The sequence below is a fragment of the Rhodococcus sovatensis genome (genome assembly GCF_037327425.1).
Lineage (GTDB): Bacteria > Actinomycetota > Actinomycetes > Mycobacteriales > Mycobacteriaceae > Rhodococcoides > Rhodococcoides sovatense.
Map to the genome: position 1 here is coordinate 915,795 of NZ_CP147846.1, position 25,335 is coordinate 941,129.

Annotated in this window: 18 protein-coding genes and 1 tRNA gene; 13 read left to right on the forward strand and 6 right to left on the reverse strand. The window is 65.5% G+C overall.

Features of this window, described 5'->3' with window-relative positions; genetic code table 11:
- Nucleotides 1-10: 10 nt before the first annotated feature.
- Nucleotides 11-2,062: an ATP-dependent DNA helicase gene (locus WDS16_RS04305; RefSeq protein ID WP_338890764.1), complete on the reverse strand. Its 2,052-nt coding sequence runs from the start codon at nt 2,060-2,062 to the stop codon at nt 11-13.
- A 142-nt stretch (nt 2,063-2,204) separates the two neighbouring features.
- Nucleotides 2,205-3,539: a nicotinate phosphoribosyltransferase gene (locus WDS16_RS04310; RefSeq protein WP_338890765.1), complete on the reverse strand. Its 1,335-nt coding sequence runs from the start codon at nt 3,537-3,539 to the stop codon at nt 2,205-2,207.
- Nucleotides 3,540-3,607: 68 nt separating this feature from the next.
- Between WDS16_RS04310 and clpS the strand changes: the two genes are divergently transcribed.
- From clpS to WDS16_RS04350, 8 genes are all read left to right on the forward strand, one after another.
- The gene (clpS, locus tag WDS16_RS04315) at nt 3,608-3,958 is read left to right on the forward strand and encodes an ATP-dependent Clp protease adapter ClpS (RefSeq protein WP_338890766.1); all 351 of its coding nucleotides are present in this window, start codon (nt 3,608-3,610) and stop codon (nt 3,956-3,958) included.
- 53 nt (nt 3,959-4,011) lie between these two features.
- Nucleotides 4,012-4,578 (forward strand): DUF2017 domain-containing protein, encoded by a 567-nt coding sequence (locus WDS16_RS04320; protein WP_338890767.1) that lies wholly within the window; start codon nt 4,012-4,014, stop codon nt 4,576-4,578.
- Nucleotides 4,579-4,590: 12 nt separating this feature from the next.
- Complete coding sequence (locus WDS16_RS04325; protein WP_338890768.1) at nt 4,591-5,649, forward strand: P1 family peptidase; 1,059 nt, start codon at nt 4,591-4,593, stop codon at nt 5,647-5,649.
- A 53-nt stretch (nt 5,650-5,702) separates the two neighbouring features.
- Nucleotides 5,703-6,332, forward strand: a complete 630-nt coding sequence (locus tag WDS16_RS04330; protein WP_338890770.1) for a rhomboid family intramembrane serine protease — start codon at nt 5,703-5,705, stop codon at nt 6,330-6,332.
- Between the two features lie 95 nt (nt 6,333-6,427).
- Complete coding sequence (locus tag WDS16_RS04335; RefSeq protein ID WP_197480898.1) at nt 6,428-7,186, forward strand: cyclic nucleotide-degrading phosphodiesterase; 759 nt, start codon at nt 6,428-6,430, stop codon at nt 7,184-7,186.
- 20 nt (nt 7,187-7,206) lie between these two features.
- Entirely contained in the window at nt 7,207-7,995 is a 789-nt protein-coding gene (rph, locus tag WDS16_RS04340; RefSeq protein ID WP_338890773.1) for a ribonuclease PH, read from the forward strand.
- On the forward strand, nt 7,988-8,599 hold the full coding sequence (rdgB, locus tag WDS16_RS04345) for an RdgB/HAM1 family non-canonical purine NTP pyrophosphatase (protein WP_338890775.1): 612 nt from the start codon (nt 7,988-7,990) through the stop codon (nt 8,597-8,599). Before rph ends, rdgB begins: the two co-directional genes overlap by 8 nt.
- Before the next feature lie 13 nt (nt 8,600-8,612).
- Nucleotides 8,613-9,398, forward strand: coding sequence for an esterase/lipase family protein (locus tag WDS16_RS04350; protein WP_338890778.1), 786 nt, complete (start codon nt 8,613-8,615; stop codon nt 9,396-9,398).
- Between the two features lie 4 nt (nt 9,399-9,402).
- Here WDS16_RS04350 and WDS16_RS04355 read toward each other — a convergent pair whose 3' ends face one another.
- Nucleotides 9,403-9,729, reverse strand: coding sequence for a DUF3817 domain-containing protein (locus tag WDS16_RS04355; protein ID WP_068378013.1), 327 nt, complete (start codon nt 9,727-9,729; stop codon nt 9,403-9,405).
- Between the two features lie 41 nt (nt 9,730-9,770).
- Entirely contained in the window at nt 9,771-10,160 is a 390-nt protein-coding gene (locus WDS16_RS04360) for a transcriptional regulator (protein WP_338890779.1), read from the reverse strand.
- Nucleotides 10,161-10,328: 168 nt separating this feature from the next.
- Here WDS16_RS04360 and WDS16_RS04365 point away from each other — a divergent pair, with 168 nt between their 5' ends.
- From WDS16_RS04365 to WDS16_RS04375, 3 genes are all read left to right on the forward strand, one after another.
- On the forward strand, nt 10,329-11,291 hold the full coding sequence (locus WDS16_RS04365; protein ID WP_338890781.1) for a hypothetical protein: 963 nt from the start codon (nt 10,329-10,331) through the stop codon (nt 11,289-11,291).
- Between the two features lie 90 nt (nt 11,292-11,381).
- Nucleotides 11,382-12,296 carry an ABC transporter ATP-binding protein gene (locus WDS16_RS04370; RefSeq protein WP_338890783.1) on the forward strand — a complete coding sequence of 305 codons (915 nt, stop codon included), beginning with the start codon at nt 11,382-11,384 and terminating at the stop codon, nt 12,294-12,296.
- Nucleotides 12,293-13,891 (forward strand): ABC transporter permease, encoded by a 1,599-nt coding sequence (locus WDS16_RS04375; protein ID WP_338890785.1) that lies wholly within the window; start codon nt 12,293-12,295, stop codon nt 13,889-13,891. Before WDS16_RS04370 ends, WDS16_RS04375 begins: the two co-directional genes overlap by 4 nt.
- Nucleotides 13,892-13,913: 22 nt before the next feature.
- On the opposite strand, the gene WDS16_RS04380 is transcribed toward WDS16_RS04375, so the two are convergent.
- Nucleotides 13,914-13,995 (reverse strand) — tRNA-Leu (locus tag WDS16_RS04380).
- A 145-nt stretch (nt 13,996-14,140) separates the two neighbouring features.
- On the opposite strand from WDS16_RS04380, the gene WDS16_RS04385 reads away from it, so the two are divergent.
- On the forward strand, nt 14,141-14,911 hold the full coding sequence (locus WDS16_RS04385; RefSeq protein WP_338890788.1) for a TetR/AcrR family transcriptional regulator: 771 nt from the start codon (nt 14,141-14,143) through the stop codon (nt 14,909-14,911).
- Nucleotides 14,912-14,915: 4 nt separating this feature from the next.
- Here WDS16_RS04385 and WDS16_RS04390 read toward each other — a convergent pair whose 3' ends face one another.
- Complete coding sequence (locus tag WDS16_RS04390) at nt 14,916-15,614, reverse strand: hypothetical protein (protein WP_338890790.1); 699 nt, start codon at nt 15,612-15,614, stop codon at nt 14,916-14,918.
- 434 nt (nt 15,615-16,048) lie between these two features.
- Between WDS16_RS04390 and WDS16_RS04395 the strand changes: the two genes are divergently transcribed.
- Entirely contained in the window at nt 16,049-25,333 is a 9,285-nt protein-coding gene (locus tag WDS16_RS04395; RefSeq protein ID WP_338890792.1) for a fatty acid synthase subunit beta domain-containing protein, read from the forward strand.
- The last annotated feature ends 2 nt before the right edge of the window (nt 25,334-25,335 follow it).

Sequence of the window (25,335 nt, forward strand, 5' to 3'; positions counted from 1 at the left end):
CGGCCACCGCCTAGCCACCACCGCCGGCAAGGCGGGTCAGCGCTTTGCGTACGACCTCGGGGTCGGAGGTTTCCCAGAACGGTGGCAGCGACGCCCGTAGGTAGCCCCCGTACCGTGCCGTCGCCAATCGCGAGTCGAGCATGGCGACGACTCCGCGATCGTCGACGCTGCGGAGTAGTCGGCCGACGCCCTGAGCGAGCAGCAGCGCTGCGTGGTTGGCGGCCACGGACAGAAATCCGTTGCCGCCGCGTGACTGGACTGCTTGCTGTCGTGCGACGAGCAGCGGATCGTCCGGTCGCGGGAACGGGATTCGGTCGAGGATCACCAGGCTCAGCGACGGACCGGGCACATCGACGCCTTGCCACAGTGACAGCGTGCCGAACAGTGACGTCGCCTCGTCGGCGGCGAACTTGTCGACGAGGGCGCCCGTGGCGTCGTCCCCCTGGCACAGCACCGGCGTGTCGAGGCGTTCGCGCATCTCTTCGGCGGCGGCCTTGGCTGCGCGCATGGACGAGAACAACCCGAGCGTCCGCCCGCCCGCGGCGCTGACCAATTTTTCGATCTCGTCGAGGTACAACGGGGACAATCCGTCCCGGCCAGGGGCTGGAAGATGTTTGGCGACATAGAGAATGCCCGCTTTGGCGTGGTCGAACGGCGAACCGACGTCGAGCGAGTTCCAGCGAATGGACGCAGTGTCCGACGGCGCCTCGACGCCGGTGGCCATCGCGGTGTCACTGCGGCTGGAGTTCTCGGCCGGCAGACCCCAGTTGATTGCCAGACCGTCGAACGACCCGCCGACCGTCAAGGTGGCGGAGGTCAGCACGACCGTTGCTTCCGCGAACAGGCGTGAGCGCAACAGTCCGCCGACCGACAGGGGAGCCATGCGCACGGTTCGCTTGACCGACCCGCGGAAGTCGTCGACGGCGTGCCACACGACGTCTTTGCGTTTGGCCGGATCTGGTTCGTCGAAGGCTGTGAGGACTCGCACCGCGCTGTCGTGTACCTCGTCGACGGCGACGAGTGCGGCGTTGCGGGCCGCCGCGGCCTCGGGGTCGAGCGTCGCCGGGCCACGCTGAGTCGGTCCGATCGCAGTGCGGACAGACCAGGCCGAGTCCCTGATGGAAGCCAGCGCAGGTGCAACGTCGTCGGGTAGGGCCGCCCAACGCCCAGGGGGGAGGTCGTCGAGTACAGCTCCCCAGTTCTCTGCGGCGCCGTCGAGTGAATCGACGATTTCTTCCTCGATCAGCTTGCTGCATCGGCGTGCCGCTGCGGTGATGGTGGCCGCGGACAGTTCAGAGGTAGCGACGCCGGTGACGCGATCGACTAGTTCGTGGGCTTCGTCGATCACGACGACATCGTGCTCGGGCAGGATCTGAATTCCGGTGATCGCGTCGATAGCCAGGAGTGCGTGATTGGTGACGACGACGTCGACCTGTGCGGCTTCGGTCCGTGCTCGTTCGGCGAAGCAATCCTCGCCTACCGGGCAGCGCGACTTACCGAGGCATTCGCGGGCGGTGACGCTGACCTGTCGCCACGCCTGGTCGCTGACGCCGGGAACAACGTCGTCGCGGTCACCGGTCTCGGTGTCGGAGGACCACTTGGTCAGCCGCACTACCTCGCGGCCGAGGCGTGAGATGGCGAAGGCGTCGAACAGTTCGGCGTCGGGTGATTCCTCCGAGGCGCCGGTGTGGATCTTGTTCATGCAGAGGTAATTGTTGCGGCCCTTGAGGATTGCGAACTTGGGGCGCCGCCCGATGGCTCCGGTCAGTGCGTCGGCGAGGCGGGGAAGATCCCGGTCGACGAGCTGGCGCTGCAGCGCAATAGTCGCGGTGGAGACCACGACGGTGCGTCCGGACTCGACCGCGTGTCTGATGCTGGGAACGAGATACGCCAGGGACTTACCGGTGCCGGTGCCTGCCTGCACGGCGAGATGCTCGCCGGTGTCGATCGAATGCGCCACGGCCGAGGCCATCGTCAACTGGTTGCTGCGCTCCTTGCCTCCGAGTGCGTTGACCGCGACCTTCAGCAGAGCAGGCACGGTCGGCAGTTCGGTCTTCGGCACCGGAGAAGACTACTGCTTGTCGCCGACGAATTTCTCGACCGACACCACAGGAGGCGGCTCCGCCTCCAGTGGGCGGTTAAGTGCACGGGGATGCACTTAACCGCGCCACTGGGGCGGAGCCCCAATCACCTACTCGCAGCGGTCAGAGGAACCGAGTCGGAATCGCCGGTTCACCTTGAGAGAGCTTCAGGCCCTCCCACGGGAGAGAGACGAGCCGCTCCGCCAACAGTGCGCGCGAATCGCCGAGTGCGGGAGCCCCGTCGACCTGCTCGCCGCCACGGACGAGAGGGACACTCAATTCGGTCGCGACGAGACCGTCGTCGACACGGGGACTGCTGCCGAGCGGGTACACGATTTCCTCGACGATCGTGCCCGAGGTACGGCTGGTGCGAATCGCTGCTTTGGAGCCGCCACGCGATTCCTTGTGACTGCTGCGCTTGGCGACCGGGCGCCCGTCCACGGTCACGAGCTTGTAGACCATGCCTGCGGTCGGCGCCCCGGAACCGGTGACCAGCGATGTTCCGACGCCGTACGAGTCGACGGGTTCGGCACGCAGAGCGGCAATGGCGTATTCGTCGAGGTCTCCCGACACCACGATTCGGGTGCGAGTTGCTCCGAGATCGTCGAGCTGCTGCCGGACCTGCCGGGCGAGCACGCCGAGGTCGCCGGAGTCGATGCGAACACCGCCGAGCTCGGGGCCGGCAACCTCGATCGCATTGGCGACACCCTGCGTGATGTCGTAGGTATCGACCAGCAGCGTCGTCGAGACGCCGAGCGCACGGACCTGGGCGGCGAACGCAGCTTTCTCATCCGGTCCCTGCTCGCCGGTGTACAGCAGGGTGAACGCGTGGGCCGAGGTGCCGGCGCCGGGTACACCGTGCCGACGCACGGCCTGCAGATTCGACGTCGCGGAGAAGCCGGCGATGTACGCGGCCCGGGACGACGCGACCGCCGCCTCCTCATGGGTCCGCCGAGATCCCATCTCGATGATCGGGCGTGAGCCTGCTGCGTTGGACATTCGCGCAGCAGCGGAGGCGATAGCGCTGTCGTGATTGAGGATGGACAGAGCCAAGGTTTCCAGCACGACGCATTCGGCGAACGTGCCTCGCACGGACAGCACGGGCGAGCCGGGGAAGTAGAGATCTCCCTCGCGATAACCGTCGATGTCGCCGGTGAACCGATAGTTCCGCAACCACTCCACAGTCGACGAGTCCAGAAACGCCGACACTGTATCGAGCTCGTCCTGGCCGAAACGGAACCGAGTGAGCGCTTCCAGAAGGCGCGCAGTCCCGGCGACGACACCGTAGCGTCGCCCGTTCGGAAGCCGACGTGCGAACACTTCGAAGCTGCACGGAATATTCGCCGACCCGTCGGCCAGAGCTGCCGACAGCATCGTGAATTCGTACTGATCGGTGAACAGGGCGGCGCTCCGGAATGTGTCCGTCACATGCGGTCCGGTGTCAGAGTCGGTAGGCACACGATCAACACTACGAGGCGCGGGGGTGACGGTGTGCACCTTGCCCCGGTCGTCGTACGCTGTTCCACATGGCTTCATCGACGGCTGACGAGATAGTGGGAGTAGTTGCCGAGTCGCCGACCCTGGCTGCCGCCCCGCAGGCCGTGCCCGCGCATACCCCTGTCGAGGAGACCGATGAGTCTCACGACGTTCCCTGGGTCACCATCGTCTGGGACGACCCGGTCAACCTGATGCACTACGTGACCTTCGTGTTCCAGAAGCTGTTCGGATACAGCAAAGCCAAGGCCACCGAGCTGATGATGCAGGTGCACTCCGAGGGCAAAGCGGTCGTGTCGAGCGGTGAGCGCGACACCATGGAGAACGACGTGCGCAGGCTCCATGCGGCCGGTCTGTGGGCGACCATGCAGCAGGACAAATAGTCGCCCCGCGTCAAGCAGTTTCGAACGTCTCCGACACGAAGGAAAACCGAGCTGTGCGCACGTGGAGCAGAAAGAACTCACTCAGCGGAGTCAAGATTCGCTCGGAAATGGATGCGCGCGAGGTAGCGGTACTGAGGTCGCTCGTCGAGTCGGTCATTGGATTGCTGAGCGACCGAGCCGCTGGTGCGCCTACCGATGAACTCGCGGCCATGACCGGACTTCGCACCGGTCACACCACGCCACCGGAGGATGCAGCGTTGGCGAGGCTGTTGCCGGACTTTCACCGCCACGAACCGTCGGACGACGCCGATACCGCGAATCTGAACGGCGCACTGCGCGGATTGCACGAGCCCGAGATCATCGACGAGAAGGTTCGGTCGAGCCGCGTCATGTTGGACTCCCTTCCGGCCTCGGGTGGAAAGATCGCGTTGACTCCCGAGCAGGCCGAAGCCTGGCTGATGAGCCTCAACGACGTACGATTGGCCCTCGGAACGACACTGGGTATCGACGCGGACACCCCGGATGTTCTCGACGAGGGGGATCCACGAGCTCCGCACCTCGATGTGTACCACTGGCTCACCTGGATGCAGGATTCCCTCGTGCAGGTCCTTACTCCGTAGGAGCGTCGCCCCGTGCCTGGTTCTCGCGATTCATTGACCGACGTGAGCGGCCTGCTGGTGGGGCATCACCACGACATCGACCCGAATGCCGAGTTGGGCTCGGGTGCGGCGACCGGATGCACGGTGGTGCGAACCCTCGGTGGAGCTGTGGCTGCGGTCGACGTGCGTGGCGGTGGCCCGGGCACCAGGGAAACCGACCTTCTCGATCCGAGCAACTCGGTGCAGCAGATCAATGCCGTATTGCTCAGCGGCGGGAGTGCCTACGGACTCGCTGCAGCCGACGGCGTCATGCAGTGGTTGGAGGAGCACGGACACGGGATCGCGATGGGGAGCCCGGATCAGGTGGTTCCGATCGTCCCCGCCGCCGTCATCTTCGATCTCCCCGTGGGTGGGTGGGGAGTGCGGCCCACCGCCGAATTCGGCTACCTCGCGGCCGCAGCTGCAGCGACAGAGTTCGAAACCGGTTCGGTCGGCGCTGGCGTGGGCGCACGCGCAGGGGTTCTGAAGGGCGGCGTGGGAACAGCGAGCACCGTGATCGAGGGCGGTCCCGCCGACGGCGTCACCGTCGGTGCGTTGATCGTGACGAACCCTGTCGGATCCGTTTTCGATCCACGCACCGGGTTGCCGTGGGGCGTCGGATCCGAGGGGCCGCAGGCCTACGGCATGCGCAAACCCGACGTCCACGAACTGTGGAACGCCAATGCTCTGGCACCGAAGGGAACGGCACTGAACACGACGATCGGAGTCGTCGCGACCGACGTCGACCTTTCACCGGGCTCATGCAAGCGACTTGCGGTAGCCGGGCACGACGGTTTGGCCAGAGCGATCAGACCTGCGCACTCGCCGCTCGACGGAGACACGATCTTCGCGCTGTCGACGGGGACACGTTCCGTCGTGACCGAGACGTCGATGCCGAAGGCATTCGCGCGAGATCTGCCGGTTCTCGACGCGCTGGCTGCAGTGGCGGCAAACGTCGTCGAGCGGGCAATCGTGCGTGCGCTGCTCGACGCGACGTCCGTGGCTTCGATTCCGACGTATCGCCAGATCTTTCCGTCCGCATTCGAATCCTGAGCGGCGGTATCCTCGAAGAGGACAGATCCGACAGACGAAAGGTGTCGTCTTCGATGAGCACGAATCCGTATCTACCCGCCCCGACTCCCAAGCGCGCGCTGTGGCAGTCGGCCGCGATGTACACCGGTGGCTTCGTCTTGCTTCTGTGGATCGTCGAGATCGTCGATGTGGCCTCGGGCAGCCGGGTCGAGACCGCCGGAATCAATCCGCGCACCACTGACGGGTTGTGGGGGATTCTGTTCGCGCCGATGCTGCACGACGACTGGGCGCACCTGCTTGCCAACAGCGTCCCGTTGCTCGTCCTCGGGTTCCTCGTTCTGCTGTCCGGCATCGGCCGAGGGCTCGCGGCGACCGGCATCATCTGGATCATTGCCGGCGTCGGGACGTGGTTGATCGGGGGCGGCAACTCCAATCACATCGGCGCGTCGAGCCTGGTCTTCGGATTCCTCGCGTACCTGCTCGTGCGCGGTTTCTTCACTCGCAACCTCGGGCAACTCGCCATCGGCGTCGTCGTGTTCCTTCTCTACGGAAGTGCACTGTGGGGAGTGCTGCCCAGCACCCCGGGGGTGTCGTGGCAAGGGCACCTCTTCGGGGCAGTCGGCGGTGTCGTCGCGGCGTGGGCGCTGTCCGCCGACGCTCGCGAGGCGCGTAAACAGAAGTCGGTCGGCACCGCACCGTTGTGATGTGTCGTAACTGTGACGTGGCACGGTTCTGTGCGACTGCGTGAAAACTGCCGATGCGTTTCGGCGTCGGGCTATGACGTGGCAGCATGACCCGTATGCGTATTACCGTCCTGGGATGTTCGGGCAGTGTGTCCGGGCCCGATTCCCCCGCGTCGGGTTACCTGCTCGATGAACCGGGGACTTCACCGGTGGTGCTGGACTTCGGGCCCGGTGTACTCGGCGCGCTGCAACGTTACGCAGATCCCGGGGACGTGAGTGTGTTCCTCTCGCATCTGCACGCCGATCATTGCCTGGATGTTCCGGGGCTGCTCGTGTGGAGGAGGTATCACCCCAATCCACCCGAAGGTCGCGCGTTGGTCTACGGGCCGAAGGACACGGCGTTTCGCCTCGGCGTCGCGTCGGCGGAGTGTGGCGGTCAGATCGACGACATGTCCGACACGCTGGACCTTCGGCGGTGGGCAGACGGCCGAACGATCCAGCACGGACAACTGACAGTGCAAGCGCGGCAGGTGTATCACCCTCCCGAGTCCTACGGAATGCGGGTCACGACGGGCGCGGGCAAGATCTTCGCCTACACCGGCGACACCGGAATGTGTCAGGCAGTGCGCGACATCGCGCACGGGGCAGATGTGTTGCTGTCCGAGGCCTCGTGGACACATAGTCCTGATCGGCCCGTCGGAGTTCACCTGTCGGGAACCGAGGCCGGACAACTGGCTCGCGACGCAGGCGTCGGGGAGCTGTTGTTGACGCACATCCCGCCGTGGACGTCGCGGGAAGATGTGATCGCGGAGGCCAAAGCCGAGTTCAGCGGACCGGTGCACGCGGTGTCGCCCGGGGATGTCTTCACGGTCTAGCCGCGCGATAGGCTGGCCGGGTGTCGAGACGAGAAGATGGAAGAGCGGACGACGAACTCCGCCCGATCAAGATCACCCGCGGATTCACCAGCAACCCGGCAGGCTCGGTGCTGGTGGAGTTCGGCAACACCCGCGTGATGTGCACGGCGAGCGTCGAGGAGGGTGTTCCTCGCTGGCGCAAGGGAACCGGCCTCGGATGGCTCACCGCCGAATACGCGATGCTCCCCGCCGCGACGCACACTCGCAGCGGACGCGAGTCCGTCAAGGGCAAGGTCGGCGGACGTACCCAGGAGATTTCCAGACTGATCGGGCGATCGCTTCGCGCATGCATCGACCTCGCTGCGATCGGTGAGAACACCATCGCGCTCGACTGCGACGTTCTGCAGGCCGATGGCGGCACCCGAACGGCAGCCGTCACCGGCGCGTTCGTCGCGCTGTCCGACGCGGTCACCTACCTGCGCGCAGCCGGTCGCCTCGCGGATCCGCAGCCGATCTCGTGTGCGATTGCCGCTGTCAGCGTCGGCGTCGTCGACGGCAGGGTCCGGCTCGACCTCCCGTACGAGGAAGACTCGCGGGCGGAGGTCGACATGAATGTCGTGGCCACCGATACGGGCACTCTCGTCGAGATCCAGGGAACCGGGGAAGGCGCTACGTTCCCGCGTTCGACGCTGGACAAGCTTCTCGACTCCGCGTTCGACGGCATCGAGAAGTTGTTCGAGGTTCAGAAAGCCGCTCTCGCGGAGCCGTATCCGGGCGTCTTGCCCGAGCCTGCGCCGGCTGGATCGCCGAAGAAGAAGTTCGGTGGCTGAGACGAGGTTGCTCGTCGCGAGCCGCAACGCCAAGAAGCTCCGTGAACTGCGACGGGTTCTGGACACGGCAGGAATATCCGGGATCGAACTGGTGGGCCTGAACGAGGTACCCGAGTTTCCCGAAGCGCCCGAGACGGGTGCGACGTTCGAGGAAAATGCGCTCGCGAAGGCGCGTGATGGTGCGGCGGCGACCGGCTTGCCGTGTGTCGCCGACGACTCCGGTCTCGAAGTCGATGCCCTGAACGGAATGCCGGGTGTGTTGTCGGCCAGATGGTCTGGCGTGCACGGGCAGGACGATGCCAATACTGCGCTGTTGCTGGCTCAGCTCGGTGACGTGCCGGACGAGCGTAGGGGAGCGGGCTTCGTGTCCGCCTGCGCATTGGCGATCCCCGGCGGCACGGAAAGCGTCGTACGGGGCGAGTGGCGTGGATCCGTCGCGCGTAGCCCGTTGGGAGAGAATGGTTTCGGATACGACCCAGTGTTCGTTCCCGAAGGGGAGCGTCGATCTGCCGCCGAGCTCAGCCCCGAAGAGAAGGATGCAGCGTCGCACCGTGGTCGTGCGCTCGGATTGCTGATTCCGGCACTGCGCGCACTGAGTTCGTAGGACACTGGTGGCCGTGCATCGAACGGTCGTTATCGCAGGATTGGCGGGGGTGCTGGTGCTTGCCTCCGGCGGTTCGTCGCACGCCGAACCGCCGGACTCGTTCCCCGAGGCGGTGCTGTACTCGGTGGTGCACCCAGGTGCGAAGCTATTGGGCGTCAACGACTTCGAGTGCAGACCGTCCGCCGAACATCCGGAACCCATCGTGCTCGTGCACGGGTTCCTGGAGAACTCCTACGACAACTGGGCGTCCCTGGCGCCCAGACTCGCGGACGAAGGCTACTGCGTATTCGCTCTCGATTACGGTGCATACGAGGGTATTCCGTTCGGCGGACTCGGTTCGATCGCGGACAGCGCCGCTGAGCTGTCGACCTTCGTCGACGCAGTAACGGCTGCGACGGGCGCATCGACTGTCTCGATCGTCGGCCATTCAAAGGGCGGAACGGTGCCGCGGTATTATGTCGAGTACCTTGGCGGGGCGGATCGGGTATCGAAGATCGTGGCCCTGTCGCCGCCCAACTACCCGACACCGGGTCCACCCGTCGACGATGCTCTGGCGGGGCTGAATTCGCCGGTCGACACTGTCCCGGGCGTGCAGTACACCGTCATCGTGACCCGCTACGACCAGGTCGTGCCGTACCAGGCGTCGCTACTGACCGGTCCGGGTGCCCGCAACGTGGTGATTCAAGACCTGTGCCCGGCGAACACGGTCGAGCACACCGGGATCTCGTACGATCCGGTCGCGCAGCAGCTGGTCTTCGACGCCTTGGTCGGCGGCGACCTCGATGCTGCGACGTGCTGAGGAACTAGACGCCGAAGTCGCGCTTGACCTGCGCTGTGCGCCAGTGTTCGACGAAGAACGATAGGAACGGGATGGTGCCAGCGAGGAGGGTTCCGATGGTGCGCCCCGCAGGCCAGCGAACCTTGATTGCAAGATCGACCGTCAAGATCAAGTACACGAGATAGACCCACCCGTGCACGACGGCGATCCAGCTGGGTACGTTCTCGACCTTGAAGATGTACTTGGCGACCATCTCGCCTGTCAGCACGAGCAGCCAGATGCCGGTGACATACGCCAATACCCGGTAGCGCAGCAGTGCCGACCCGATCTTCTTCTTCCGATCGGTCGTCATGGGCTTCTGCGCAGCAGTGCTCACGTGTGATGCTCCTGTCTTCACTCGCGGGAGCGATCGAGCTCGGCGAGGTGGCTGTTGTATTCGAGAAGTTGGCGGGCCTCGGCGTCGTCCAGGTCGTCTGTATCGGTGTAGACGGGTCGCTTCGGCAGGAGATCGGCGGGGATTTCGCGGACAGTCTCGTCAGGAGACTCGTCGGCGTTGTCCTCCGACGCTTCGGCGTCGCCTTCGAGTTGGACGAACTTGCGGTACGCGTAGATCACGAACGCGGCGAACAGCGGCCACTGAAAGGCATAGCCGAGATTCTGGCCGTCTCCACCGACGGCTTCGAAACGTTCCCACTGCCACCAACCGAGGGCCAGGCAGGCCACCGCAGACACGAGGACCAGCACGATGAGCGCCGGGCGATGGTGCGAGCGGGATTTTGCCACCCCCCGAAGGTACCCGAGTCTCTACTACCTCTGGTAGTTCGGTGCGGAGCCGGACAGTTCCGGGCGGTCCGGATGGCCCACATAGCGAGGACCAACGGCTCTCGCGCCTGATCCGGCGGGTTGATCGACTGGTTGCAGGAACTGAAATCGAATGGATGCGGGAGTGAGATGACCGGCACGCTATCCGACAATGACCTGGTCGACCGCTACGTCCACGGTGTGCTCGTGCACTTGCCGAGGTCTCGCCGTGACCAGGCTGACACAGAGCTGCGGGAACGGGTCCGAAACGAATCCAATGGACGGCCCACACGCGAGGTTCTCATCGAGTTCGGTTCACCGGAAGATCAGGCGCGCCGATTCCGCGGAGCGCCCCGTCAGCTCATCGGGCCGCGCTTCTACGACACATACGTGCGTGTTCTGTGGCCTGTCGTCCGTGTGATCGCGATCGTCCTCGGAGGGGTGAGTCTGCTGCCTGTCCTGGTCGGCAACGACACGACGCCGAGAATCGGCAGAATTGTCGAAGAGAGTCTCACATCGGCCGTCGCGGGCGCAGCGTATGCCGCCTTCGGGGTCACCGTTGTCTTTGCGGTCATCGAGCGTTTCGCGCCGGATGCGGTGCTACGCGATTGGGATCCCGATGACCTCCCGCCAATTCCGCACGGGCACGAGATCGCCCTCGGTGACGCGATCGCCGATCTTGTGTTCGCTGTCGCCCTGCTGGTCGTATCGCTGTGCTTCTTCCCGGCGCTGGCGCCGTCATTTCTCGCCGAAACCGCGGAGGGGCTCGATGCCGATGTGGTCGAGCGCTTGTTGCCCGCTGTAGTCGTCGTCGCTGCGTTGTGGGTGTGTGTGGCCGGAGTGCAACTGATCGTGCGGGCTTGGACGCTGCCGGTCACGGTGATGTCCATTGCCGCAAACCTGCTCGCCGTAGCCACAGCCATCGCCGTCCTGGTGCACCGGCCGTACTTCTCGGCGGACTTCATCGCCAGCCGGTATGGAGGAAGTGACGGCAATCTCGGTACGGCGCTCGACATCGCGGCAGGTATAGGTGCCATCGCCGTGATTCTCGTGTGTGCCAATGACATCGTCACGACCGTCCGCAAGTACCTCGCGCACCGACAGGAGCTCTAATCGGGACGCGAATTCTCCGATGTGACTCGAGGTTCATCGCAGGGACTTTCGGCCCTGCCGGCAGGCCGTGTTCTGGGCCACGATCGAGTGATGACCGACGACGCTGTGATTGCCATCTCCGGGCTTACGAAGTCTTTCGGGACCACAGTCGCGCTCGACGAACTCGACTTGACGGTTCGCGCTGGTGAGGTGCACGGATTCCTCGGGCCCAACGGAGCCGGCAAGACGACGACGATTCGTATCCTGCTCGGGATGCTTCGGGCGGACGCCGGCACGGTCCGGGTTCTCGGCTTGGACCCCTGGACGGACGCGGTCGCTGCACACGCCCGGCTCGCCTACGTGCCTGGCGAGGTCACTCTGTGGCCGGGTATCACTGGCGGGGAGACCATCGATCTGCTGGCCAGGCTACGCGGAGGCATGAACCCTGCTCGACGCGCCGAGATGGTCGAACGATTCGAGCTCGATCCGACTGTGAAGTCCCGCGCCTACTCAAAGGGGAACCGACAGAAGGTGGCGCTGGTTGCCGCGCTGGCATCGGATGCGGAACTGTTCTTGTTCGACGAACCGACAGCAGGTCTGGATCCGCTGAAGGAAGCGGAGTTTCAGCGGTGTGTGCACGAGCTGGTGAGCGAGGGACGCACGGTTCTGTTGTCCAGTCACCTGCTCGCCGAGGTCGAGGCGCTGTGCGATCGAGTCAGTATCGTCCGAAACGGTCGAACGGTGGAGAGCGGGTCTCTCGCCGACCTACGGCATCTGAACACGACGTCGATCACGGTCGAGACCGTGCGCCCCACTGCGGCTCTTGCGACAACTCCAGGTGTGCTCGAGCTGGTCTCGGAGGGCACCCACGCACGGTTCGACGTCGATACGGCGCAACTCGACGGTGTGCTCCGTGCGCTCGCCGATCTCGGTGTCGTCGCGATGAACAGCAGTAGGCCGACCTTGGAAGATATCTTTCTGCGCCACTACGAAATGGATACCTACTCGGTGGCGGGGACCAAGTGAGCATCGAGACGGACTTCCCACACACAGCGGGTGTCACCACGCTTGTCCGCTTCTCGCTGCGGCGTGAGCGTTGGATACTGCCGTGGTGGCTGGCAGGGATGGCGGCCTTGATGGCGCTGCAATCGACGAGCAGCCAGAATTTCTACGACTCGCCAGAGAAGTTGGCCCAGCTGCGGTCCACCATGAGCGCGAACGCAGCACTGGTTGCGATGGGCGGGCCGACTCGACTGCTGGAGACCATCGGAGGCGAGGTGCTCTTCGAGATCTTCGCCTATCTCGCAATCGTCGTTGCGCTGATGAACATGTTCTTGATCGGTAGGAACACGCGATCCGACGAAGAAGCCGGACGAACCGAGCTGATCAGGTCGATGAGGGTGGGGCGACGCGCTCCTGTGCTCGCCGCCCTCGGTATCGCCGTGCTCGCGAACACCGCCGTCGCGGTGGTCCTGACCGTCACGTCCGCGGTGACGGGGCTGGCGCTCGAAGGTTCGGTTCTGTTCGGACTGGCAATCGCGGGCTTCGGCATGACTGTCGCCGCGGCCACAACCGTCGCTGCACAGATGTACGAGAATCCGCGCGGCGTCTACGGCGCCGTGAGTGCGCTGATCGCCCTGGCGTACATCCTGCGCGCGGTCGGCGATGTGGGCAACGACGCGGTGGCCTGGGCCTCGCCGATCGGGTGGGGACAACGCACCTATCCTTTCGTGGACGACCGCTGGTGGCCGCTGCTGTTGTTCGTGGTGATGTCGGCAGCACTCATCTCGGTTGCGTTCGTGCTCGCCGAGCGACGCGATTTCGGCGCCGGGGTCTTTCGGTACCGGCCGGGCCGCGGTACGGCCTCTCGGCTGCTCAGCTCGCCGGTCGGGTTGGTGTGGCGCGTGCAGCGTGCAACTGTAATCGGTTGGTGTATAGGCGTTTTCGTGCTCGGTGGCGCCTACGGATCGTTCGCGGACAGCATCGAACAGTTTCTGGCGGACAATCCCGACATCGCGACCTATCTGCCGGACGCGAGCGACGCCGTCGACTCGTATCACTCGCTCACGCTGTCGATCATCGCGCTACTGGCCGCCGCATGCGGGATGAGCTGTGTGCTGCGAGCTCGGTCCGAGGAAGCCTCCGGACGGGCGGAGATGGTCCTGGCTGCGCCGGTCGGGCGCGTGCGGTGGCTTGCTGGGTACGTCGTTGTTGCGATGGCAGGAAGTGCGCTGGTACTGGTCGTCGGCGGGCTCGGCGACGGACTGGCCTACGGCGTGACGATCGGTGACCCGTTGCAGGCGTTGCGCCTGGCGGCTTCGGCGCTGGCATACGCACCGGCAGTCTGGGTAATTGTGACGGTGACTGCCGTGGTCGTCGGCGTTGCCCGTCGGGCAGCGGCAGTGGCGTGGCTCTATTTCGGATACGTAGCGGTCTGCGTCATGTTCGCCGACGCGTTCGATCTACCCGAGTGGTTCGACAGTGCTTCACCCTGGCGCTACACCGCGTCGGTGCCCCTAGAGCCATTCGATCTCGGACGGGGTCTCATCCTGCTGGCGGTGGTGGCCGGTCTGGCGGGCATTGCCTTCGCCGGGTGCCGACGCCGCGATCTCGCGTACTGAGCTGCGCAGATCCGGGTTAATGTGCGCGAGGGGGGACTTGAACCCCCACGTCCTAAGACACTGGAACCTAAATCCAGCGCGTCTGCCAATTCCGCCACTCGCGCGAGTGCTCGGGAAAGTCTACAACGGCCTCGGCGGTCGGTTGCACGCGTGGTTGGACCGCTTGAATGTGACTGCGACGCTATCTGATCGTATGAATGGACCATTCAAGCGATGATGGGCCGGACAGTACGGCGTACTGTGCGAGGCGTGGCGAGCAAGAAGGACACCCCATTCGACCCGGCGCGCACTCTCGGCCTGCTGTGGCGTGTGAGTGAGAAGCCGAGCCGCACGGGGCTGAGCGTCGATGCGATCGTGCACGCAGCAATAGAGATCGCCGACGCCGAGGGTCTGGATGCGGTGTCGATGCGCAGGGTGGGGGACCGACTGGGCGTCGGCGCCATGTCGCTGTACACCCACGTGCCGGGGCGAAACGATCTGACCGATCTGATGACCGACAGTGCACTGGGGTCTCTGTACTCGGGGATCGACGAGCCGACAGCGTCGACGACGGGATGGCGCGAGGGACTGCGTTTCGTCGCGGAGCGGAACTGGCAGCTCTACCGCACGCACCCGTGGCTCCTCGACGCGCAGGGTGCGCGCGCGGTGCTCGGCCCACACACCAACGACAAGTACGAGGCCGAGCTACGGGTCATCGACGGGATCGGATTGACCGACGTCGAGATGGACTCGGTGCTGACGTTGGTTCTGACGCACGTCGCGGGCACGGCTCGTGCGCTCGCCCGGTTCAATCGGGTTCGCGAGGAGTCGGGCATGACCGACGTTCAATGGTGGGAAGCGACGGCGCCGGTTCTGGAGCAGGTCATGGATCGCGACAGGTATCCGGTGGCGTCGCGGGTCGGGACGGCTGCCACCGAGTCGTACGACGCGGCGAGCGATCCGGTACACGAGTACCAATTCGGCGTCGAGCGCATTCTCGACGGTGTGGCTGCGCTCGTGGAGCGAGCGCAGCCACACTGACGGGTTACCCGGCTTCGCTCAGCGAAGGCAGAGGCGCGGCCGGACCGATGCGCCGCTGGTAGCGCCAGACGGCATGTTCGAGGGCTGCGTGCGGGGCACCCATCGACTCGGCCGCGAGGTCGAGGAGGATCTCGGCGAGTTCACCCTCCACCCTTCGGCCGACCGCGTCCGAGACGTACGCAACGAAGTGACGAAGCGAATCGGGTGTTCGTCGCCCCACCAGGAAGAGGGCGCATTCCCATGTCTTCGGTCCGATCCCGGCGATCGCGGTGACGGCCTCTCGCTGATCGTCGGCGTCCAACAACTGGTCGGCGGCCCGAACCCCGCACCCGGCCAGGACGTCGGCACACTTCGCCACTGCCTCTGCCTTGGTAGTGGAGTTGCCTGCCACTCGCTGACGGTTGTCGAGGATCTCTGCGAGGTCGTCCGGCCGATCGATGAACGACGCAAGTTCTGTCAGGTCATCGAGTTGATCGGTGCTGCGATAGGCGCGCCATCGCGAGATGACGCGTCGCACGCCATTGTCGGTGCCGCCGTAGGTAGCGCGCGCAGAGAAGACGGCGTCGAGCAGCGCAGCTTCGACCTCGTTCGGCCACCCTGCTGTCCAGAACGATGAATTGTCTTGTATTGCAGTGGATTCGATGTGCTGAGCGATCGCATCCCGATCGTGCTGCGAAAAGATATGTGTGACTGACGAATACATGAATTCCCCCATGTTCGATGTGCCCGGTTTCGCGGTGTGTGCGGAAGGTACTGCGCGCCACCGACACGATTCGGAGGGCCGAACTACAGATGTGGTCAGCTTCACATAACGGAATGATAACGATAAATGCGAGGGAATCCTCATGTTCCGTCGAGTGAATTGCGGCCACTGCCTGCGCTGATGTTTGTTACTGGCGAGTTGGACGATCGGTATGAAAGTCCAGTTCAGGTACGTACTGGCGGGTAGCACTTGGACGTCATATGAAACGTGAGGATTTCCTCATGATTTTGTGTCAACCTTGTGGCACGCGGATAGAGCCACCTCGCTGCCGGCGACGGATGGGCTCCTCGACTTCGCCCCTCGGCGCCGATGACGGACGCCACCGACGAAGCAACCTTGGACCCCCGAGTTGCTCACGAGAGGAAATTTGCACCTTGACGATCAACGAGAGCACACCATCACACGGACAGGGCGCGGGAAGATCCCCCAAGAGCGGTGGCGGTTCTCGTACCCTCACAGACCGGTTCGCTGCCGGTGAGCCCTACGCGCTTGCATTCGGCGGACAGGGATCGCCATGGCTGAGCTCCCTCGAGGAGCTCGCACGTGACTCCGCCCTCGAGCCCGAACTGACCGACCTCGTCAACGAGTCGGCAGCCATCCTGGCTCCAGTCGCCTCCGACCTGCTCGTCGTCCGTTCGGTCGGCTTCGATCCCATCGGTTGGATGCTCGAGCAGGACCTCGCCGACGACCTCGACGGCACCGGCTCCTTCGGACCGTCCGAGGCAGCACTCACGTCCGCAGCAGTGTCTTTGCCTGGCGTCTTCCTCACCCAGGTCGCCGCCCTGCGCGCATTGAAGCTGCAGGGACTCGATCCCGCCGAGGTCCCCCCGGTCACCGTCATCGGCCACTCACAGGGACTCATCGCAGCCGAGTCGGTCAAGAGCCACGGCGGCGAAGACGCACGCCTCCTGGCCGTCGCGCAGCTGATCGGTGCAGCGGCCGGACTCATCGGACGTCGTCGCGGGATCCTCGGCACGGCCGACCGCGCGCCCATGGTCTCGGTCTCGAACGTCGAACCCGAGCGACTCCAGGCCATCGTCGACGAACTTGCCATCGACGGCGCGCCGGAGCGTTCCGCTGTGCTCGCCATCCGCAACGGCCGTCGCCGCGTCGTACTCGCGGGGCCGCCGGCACAGATCGCCCGCGTCCAGGAACGCGCCGAGCAGATCGCCGCGTCCGAAGAGCGTGAGCGTGATTCGAAGAAGCGTGGCGGCGCAGTGTTCGCCCCTGTCTTCGAAATCCTCCCCGTCGAGATCGGCTTTCACCATCCCGCACTGAACGACGCAGTCGAACTCGTCTCGGCCTGGGCCGCTCGCTGTGGACTCGACGTAGATGTCGCGCGCAGCCTCTCGCAGCGCATTCTCGTCGACCCCGTCGACTGGGTTGCAGAGATCGACGGTGTCGTTGCCGCCGGAGCCGACTGGATTCTCGACCTCGGTCCAGGGGATCTCCTCACCCGCATGACCACCCCGGCCCTGCGTGGCCAGGGCGTCGGAATCATCGCGGCCTCGACGCGTGGCGGTCACCGCAACCTGCTGACCCCGGGCGCAGCACCCGAGGTGCAGCCGTCCTGGGCCGAATTCGCGCCGAAGCCGGTCACCTTGCCCGACGGCCGCGTCGTCGTCGAGACCTCGTTCACCAAGCTCACCGGACGTTCGCCGATCCTGCTGGCAGGCATGACGCCGACGACGGTCGACGCCAAAATCGTCGCTGCCGCCGCCAATGCCGGCCACTGGGCCGAGCTTGCCGGTGGTGGACAGGTCACCGAAGAGATCTTCACCGACCGTGTCGCCGAGCTCACCCAGCTGCTCGAGCCCGGCCGCGCCGTGCAGTTCAACTCACTCTTTCTCGATCCGTACCTGTGGAAGCTGCAGCTCGGCGGACGGCGCCTCGTCCAGCGTGCACGTGCTGCCGGCGCTGCCTTCGACGGCGTCATCGTCACCGCGGGCATCCCGGAACTCGAAGAAGCGGTCGCGCTGATCGAGGAGCTGTCCGAGGCAGGCATCTCGCACGTCTGCTTCAAGCCGGGAACGGTCGCGCAGATCCGCGCAGTCATCCGCATCGCCAACGAGGTTCCGTCGTACCCGGTCATCGTCCACATCGAAGGTGGGCGCGCAGGCGGACACCACTCGTGGGAAGACCTCGACGACCTGCTGCTCACCACCTACGCCGAGCTGCGGGCGCGCCCGAACCTCGTCATCTGTGTCGGCGGCGGCATCGGTACTCCCGAGCGTGCAGCCGAATACCTCACCGGCCGTTGGTCGTTGAGTGCCGGCTACCCCAAGATGCCGCTCGACGGCATCCTCGTCGGAACCGCAGCGATGGCTACTCTCGAAGCCACGACGGCCCCCGAGGTCAAGCAACTCCTCGTCGACACCCCGGGAACGCCCGACTGGGTCGGCGCAGGTACCGCAGTAGGCGGAATGGCCTCCGGCCGTAGTCAGCTGGGCGCCGACATTCACGAGATCGACAACGCTGCATCACGTTGTGGGCGCCTGCTCGACGAGGTCGCCGGCGATTCCGACGCCGTGGCCGAGCGCCGCGACGAGATCATCGCAGCACTCGACGGCACGGCCAAGCCGTTCTTCGGCGACGTCGCCGACATGACCTACCAGCAGTGGCTCACCCGCTACCTCGATCTGGCCATCGGAACGGACTCCCGCAGCGAATTCGATTGTGGCGGCGAGTTCACCGACGCAGTCTCCGAGGCGCGCGAATCGGTCTGGCTCGACGTCACATGGCGCACCCGCTTCCTCGAAATGCTGCAGCGTGCGGAGGCTCGTCTGCATCCGGTCGACCGCGGACCGATCCCGACGCTGTTCTCGGACGTCGAGACCCTCGAACGCCCTCGCGCTGCGCTGCGTTCACTTCTCGCTCAGTTCCCCGACGCCGGCGATGTGGTTCTCCACCCTGCCGACATCACGTTCTTCACCTCGCTTTGCCGCCTGCCGGGTAAGCCCGTCAACTTCGTGCCCGTCGTCGACGGCGACGTCCGGCGCTGGTGGCGCAGTGACTCGCTGTGGCAGGCACACGATTCGCGCTACTCGGCGGATCAGGTCTGCATCATTCCCGGCACAGTCGCTGTCGCTGGCATCACCGAGGTCGACGAGCCCGTCGGCGACCTGCTGAATCGCTTCGAGAAGGCAGCAGCCGACGAGCTGGTAGCCGAGGGCGCGCAGGCGACATCGATCGCCAGCCGTCGTCACGCGGAGATCGCACCCGGACTGCTCGGCATCGTCCTGGCAGCGCCGGATGTCAACTGGGCATCACGGATGACTCAGAACCCGGTTGCACGCCTCGGCGATCCCGCCGAGTGGGTCGTCGATTCCGACACCGTCGCCTCGCATCCCCAGACGGGATCCACCCTGACGGTTCAGGATTCGGATCACGTCGAACTGACGGTTCCGCTTGCGCCCGGCAAAGAGGTGCGCATCCGACTCACCGTCCCGGCGTCCACGATCGACGGCGGCGCACCTGTCGTCACCGCCGACGATGCGCAGAAGTCCATGTCGTCACTACTCGGAGTTGCTGCAGGGCAGGATCTTCCGAAGGTCAAGAACGGTGTGGCGCGGATCAATCTCGCGTGGATTCCCGATCTGGTGGCCGATCACGCAGGAGTCACCGGATCAGGTTTGCCCGAGTCGTTGACCGTCAGCGGTAGCGCAGTGCCCGACGTGCTCGTCGGAGCCTGCTGGCCGGCCGTCTTCGCGGTTCTCGGAGCCACTCGTACGAGCACAGGCATCGACGTCATCGAGGGCATGCTCGACCTGGTCCACCTCGACCACAGCGTCAACTTGGTCGGCACACTGCCGACCGACGCGTCGATCCTGGTCGTCAAGGCCGAGGCAGGCGAGGTGCTCGACACCGATCTCGGTCGGGTCGTCGAGGTGTCCGTAGAAATCGGAGCGATGCTCGGTGAAGGCCTCGACGCCCCCGCCGTCGCAACCCTGGTGGAACGCTTCGCGATTCGTGGACGCACCGGCAAGGGTGAGCTCGTCGATCCGGCCCGCGCCGGTGGCTCGGTCTCGGCCGACGCCAAGGACACCCCGCGTCGTCGCCGTCGTCAGGCAACCATCGTCGCCCCGCGCAACATGGCAGCATTCGCCCAGGTCTCGGGCGATCACAACCCGATCCACACATCCGACCCGGCAGCACTGCTCGCCGGTCTCGGCAGTCCGATCGTGCATGGCATGTGGCTCTCGGCAGCCGCTCAGCAGGCCGTCACCGCGGTCGATCATGAGGACACCAAGACCCCGCCGCGTCGCTTGACTGCGTGGACGGCACGGTTCCTCGGAATGGTCCGCCCCGGAGCCGAGATCGACGTGCGCGTCGACCGCACCGGATTCGACCAGGGCGCCGAACTCGTCGAGGTCTCGTGCCGCGTCGAAGGCGAACTCGTCATGGTTGCCACCGCTCGTACTGCGGCGCCGAAGACGGTCTACGCATTCCCCGGCCAGGGCATCCAGCGTCAGGGCATGGGCCTCGACGCTCGGGCTCGCTCGAAGGCTGCCCGTGAGGTCTGGGAGCGTGCCGACAAGCACACCCGCAAGGCACTCGGGTTCTCCATTCTTGCTGTCGTACGCGACAACCCAACAACGCTCAAGGCGCGCGGCACCTCGCACAAGCACCCGGACGGTGTTCTGCACCTGACGCAGTTCACCCAGGTCGCCATGGCCGTCCTCGGTGTCGCGCAGGTCGCCGAAATGCGCGAATCCGGTGTGTTCGTCGAGAATTCGATTCTCGCCGGCCATTCCGTCGGCGAATACAACGCGCTCGCTGCCGTTGCCGGCGTCCTTCCGCTCGAAGCTGTCCTCGAGGTCGTCTTCCAGCGTGGTTCGGCAATGCACGCACTCGTTCCGCGTGACGCTGCCGGACGGAGCAACTACCGGATGGCCGCCATCCGGCCGTCGCAGATCGGTCTCGCCGACGAGGACGTGCAGGCATTCGTCGCCGGTGTCGCCGAAGAGTCCGGCGAATTCCTCGAAATCGTCAACCTGAACCTCCGTGGCTCGCAGTACGCCATCGCGGGAACGGTCGACGGGCTCGGGGAGCTGGAGAAGAAGATCGCGATCCGCCGCGCCGAGTTCGGTGGCAAGGCCGCGTACATCATGGTTCCCGGCATCGACGTGCCGTTCCACTCGACGGTGCTACGCGGCGGAGTCGACGACTTCCGTACCCGCCTCGAATCCCTGCTGCCGGCAGATCTCGATCCCGAGATTCTGCTCGGCCGCTACGTGCCGAACCTAGTTCCGCGGCCGTTCTCGCTGGAGCGCTCGTTCATCCAGCAAATCGCGGATCTGGTTCCGTCGGAACCGCTGAACAACGTCCTGTCCGATTTCGACTCGTGGGCCGCACGGCCGCATGATCTGTGCCGAGTTGTCCTGACCGAACTGCTGGCGTGGCAGTTCGCCAGCCCGGTTCGCTGGATCGAGACCCAGGACCTGCTGTTCGCCGACGAGTCCGAAGGCGGACTCGGAGTCGAGCGTTTCGTCGAAATCGGCCTCAGCGCAACCCCGACCGTCGCCAACCTCGCGTCGCAGACGCTGAAGTTGCCGGGCCGATTCGGCCTGCCGGTCGAGGTGCTCAACGTCGAGCGCGAAGCCGCGATCGTCTACGGCACCGACACCGATCCAGCTCCGGTGGACGAGGAAGAGTCAGCTCCGGCCGAGACGGCCTCTGCACCCGCAGCGGCTGCTGCTCCGGCCGCGGCGCCTGCACCCGCTGCGGCACCGTCGGGCGGGCCCCGTCCCGACGACATCGCGTTCAGCGCGTCGGATGCGACCAAGATCCTCATCGGCTTGTGGACCAAGCTGCAGCTCGATCAGATCGGGCCCGCCGACACCATCGAGGCACTGTGCGACGGCGTCTCCTCGCGTCGTAACCAGCTGCTCGTCGACCTCGGTTCCGAGCTCTCGCTCGGCGCCATCGACGGTGCCGCCGACGCCGACATGGGTGCGCTCTCCGGCACCGTCAACAAGTTGGCTCGTACCTACAAGCCGTTCGGCCCGGTGCTGAGCGACTCGATCAACGATCACCTGCGCAAGGTGTTCGGACCGTCGGGACGGCGACCGGCCTCCATCGCGGACCGCGTGAAGAAGGTCTGGGAGCTGGGCGACGGCTGGGCCAACCACGTCACGGCCGAGGTCGCCCTCGGCACTCGTGACGGCGTATCGGTGCGCGGCGGGGCCCTCGGCGGACTTGCCGACGGTGCGCTGGCCGACGGCGGTGCGGTCGATACCGTCATCGACTCGGCGGTCGCCGCAGTCGCTGCCCGACGCGGTGTTGCAGTCTCGTTGCCGCAGACCGGTGGCGGTGGCGGTGGAACCGTCGACGCTGCCGCGCTGGGTGAGTTCACCGAACACATCACCGGCCGCGACGGAGTGCTTGCTTCGGCTGCACGCCTGGTTCTCGAACAGCTGGGTCTCGCCGAGGCGCCGAACGCACTTGCCGACAGCAACCCGGATGCTGCGCTCGTCGATCTCGTTGCGGCGGAGCTCGGTTCGGATTGGCCGAGGCTCGTCGCCCCGGCATTCGATGCCCGCAAGGCCGTGCTCATCGACGACCGTTGGGCCACCGCCCGCGAGGACCTTGCCCGGCTGTGGCTCGGTACCGCCGGTGATCTGACCGTCGAGTCCTTCGCAGGTGCAGGCAAAGCTGTTGCTGCCCAGGCGCAGTGGTGGAAGGCCAAGGCCGACTACGAGAACAAGGCCGTTCTTGCCGAGACATACGGCCGCATCGCCGACATCGCGCTCGTCTCCGACTCGAAGGGCGAATGGTCCGACGAGGTCGCAGTCATCACCGGCGGCAGCAAGGGTTCGATCGCAGCGTCGGTCGCAGGCAAGCTGCTGGGCGGGGGAGCGACGGTCTTCGTCACCACCTCGCGTCTCGACGACGAGCGTCTGAAGTTCTACCGCAGCCTGTACCGCGCCAACGCTCGCGCTGGTGCATCGCTGTGGGTCGTGCCTGCCAACATCGCGTCCTACAGCGACGTCGATGCGCTCATCGAGTGGATCGGCTCCGATCAGGTCGACAACGCCGGCGGTGCCAAGACTCTCGTCAAGGCAGGAATCACCCCGACGATGCTGTTCCCGTTCGCCGCTCCTCGCGTCGTCGGTGAGCTGTCCGACGCCGGTGGCCGCGCCGAGATGGAAATGCGTGTGCTGCTCTGGTCCGTCGAGCGTCTGATCGGCGGTCTGTCGAAGATCGGCTACGACAACGACATCGACACGCACCTGCACGTCGTGCTTCCCGGTTCGCCGAACCGCGGAATGTTCGGTGGCGACGGTGCCTACGGCGAGTCCAAGGCTGCTCTCGATGCGATCGCAGCCAAGTGGGGCTCGGAGAAGAGCTGGGCCGAGCGGGTGTCGCTCGCGCACGCTCACATCGGCTGGGTTCGTGGAACCGGCCTGATGGGCGGAAACGATCCGATCGTCGAAGCCGTCGAAGCCGAGGGTGTGCGCACCTGGTCCACAGACGAGATGGCCACCGAGCTGCTGAAGCTGTGCGACGCGTCGGCTCGACGCCAGGCAGCCGAGGCTCCGCTGCTCGCGGACCTGACGGGCGGTTTGGCCGACACCAAGCTCAACCTCGTCGAACTTGCTCGCGAAGCCGCAGCTGCCGCTGCGGACAAGACCGAGCAAGCCGTCGACGATTCGATCATCGCTGCGCTGCCTGCACCGCCGCGTCTGACCGCGACTACAGCTCCGGCATGGCCCACGCTCGATGTGGACCCGCAGGACCTGGTCGTCATCGTCGGAGCGGGTGAGCTCGGACCGTACGGCAGCGCTCGTACCCGCTTCGAGATGGAGGTCGACGAGGAGCTCTCTGCCGCGGGAGTTCTCGAACTCGCGTGGAACACCGGCCTGATCGCCTGGGAGAACGATCCCAAGCCGGGTTGGTATGACATCGAGTCCGGTGACTTCGTGCCGGAGGAGGAGATCGCCGACAAGTACCACGACATCGTGGTCGAGAAGTGCGGTATCCGCACCTACGGTGACGATGGCGCCATGGTCGGCAACACAGCGCCGCTGATGACCTCGATCTTCCTCGACAACGATCTGACGTTCGTCGTCGGAACCGAGATCGACGCTCGCTCGTTCGCTGCGGCGGATCCCGAGCACACGTTGATCACACCGGTTCCGGACTCGAGCGACTGGCAGGTCACCCGTAAGGCTGGCACCGAGATTCGGGTCCCGCGCAAGATGAAGCTCACCCGCACCGTGGGTGGACAGATTCCGACCGGCTTCGACCCGACCAAGTGGGGTATCTCGCCCGATATGGCGAGCTCGGTGGACCGTGTCGCACTGTGGAACATCGTCACCACGGTCGACGCATTCATCTCCTCGGGCTTCAACCCCTCGGAACTGATGCGCTGGGTGCACCCGACGCTGGTCGCCAACACACAGGGCACCGGCATGGGCGGCATGGAGTCGATGCGCTCGCTGTACATCGACACCCTGCTCGGCGACGCTCGTGCGAACGACATCCTGCAGGAAGCTCTGCCGAACGTCGTTGCTGCGCACGTGGTTCAGTCGTACATCGGTAGCTACGGCGCGATGGTTCACCCCGTCGCCGCCTGCGCCACCGCGGCCGTCTCCGTCGAAGAAGGCGTCGACAAGATCAAGCTGGGCAAGGCGCAGCTGGTCGTGGCCGGTGGCTTCGACGATCTGAGCACCGAAGGCATCATCGGCTTCGGCGACATGTCCGCCACGGCGGACTCGGCGGCAATGACTGCCAAGGGCATCAGCGATCGACGGTTCTCGCGAGCCAACGACCGCAGGCGCGGCGGATTCGTCGAGTCACACGGCGGCGGAACGATTCTGCTGGCTCGCGGTGACCTCGCGTTGGAAATGGGCCTACCGGTCCTCGGTGTGGTTGCGTACGCACAGTCGTTCGGCGACGGTGTGCACACCTCCATCCCGGCTCCCGGGCTCGGTGCGCTCAGCGCCGGCCGCGGCGGCAGGGACTCGGCGCTTGCGTTGTCTCTCAACGCGCTCGGCGTCAGTGCCGACGACGTGGCAGTGATCTCCAAGCACGACACCTCGACTGCAGCCAACGACCCGAACGAGGCGGAACTGCACACTCGCCTCGCGAATGCCATCGGCCGCACCGACGGAGCTCCTTTGTTCGTCGTCTCGCAGAAGAGCCTCACCGGACACTCGAAGGGCGGTGCGGCTGCGTGGCAGCTGATCGGTCTGTGCCAGGTGCTGGCAAACGGTGTCATCCCGCCGAACCGCAGTCTCGACTGTGTCGACGACAAGATGACGGAGTTCGGACACCTGGTGTGGGCTCGCGAGCCGCTGCGCTTCGGTGACTCGGTACCTCTCAAGGCGGGTCTGCTCACCTCGCTCGGCTTTGGGCACGTCTCCGGCCTCATCGCCCTCGTGCACCCGCAAGCGTTCATCGAAGCAGTTCCGGCGGAACGTCGCGTGGACTACGTCGCCCGTGCGAACGAGCGTCGCATCGCCGGTCAGCGCAGGCTGATCTCCGCGATGGTGGGAGGTGACGCCCTGTACGAGCGACCCGACGACCGAAGGCTCGGACACGACGCGACGCCTGCGAAGGCGACTCGTGAGCTCGAAGCAGATGTCCTGCTCACCGAGGCAGCACGCCTCGGCGACGACGATGTCTACCGTTCGGGTCTGCCGGGGTGCAAGTAGAT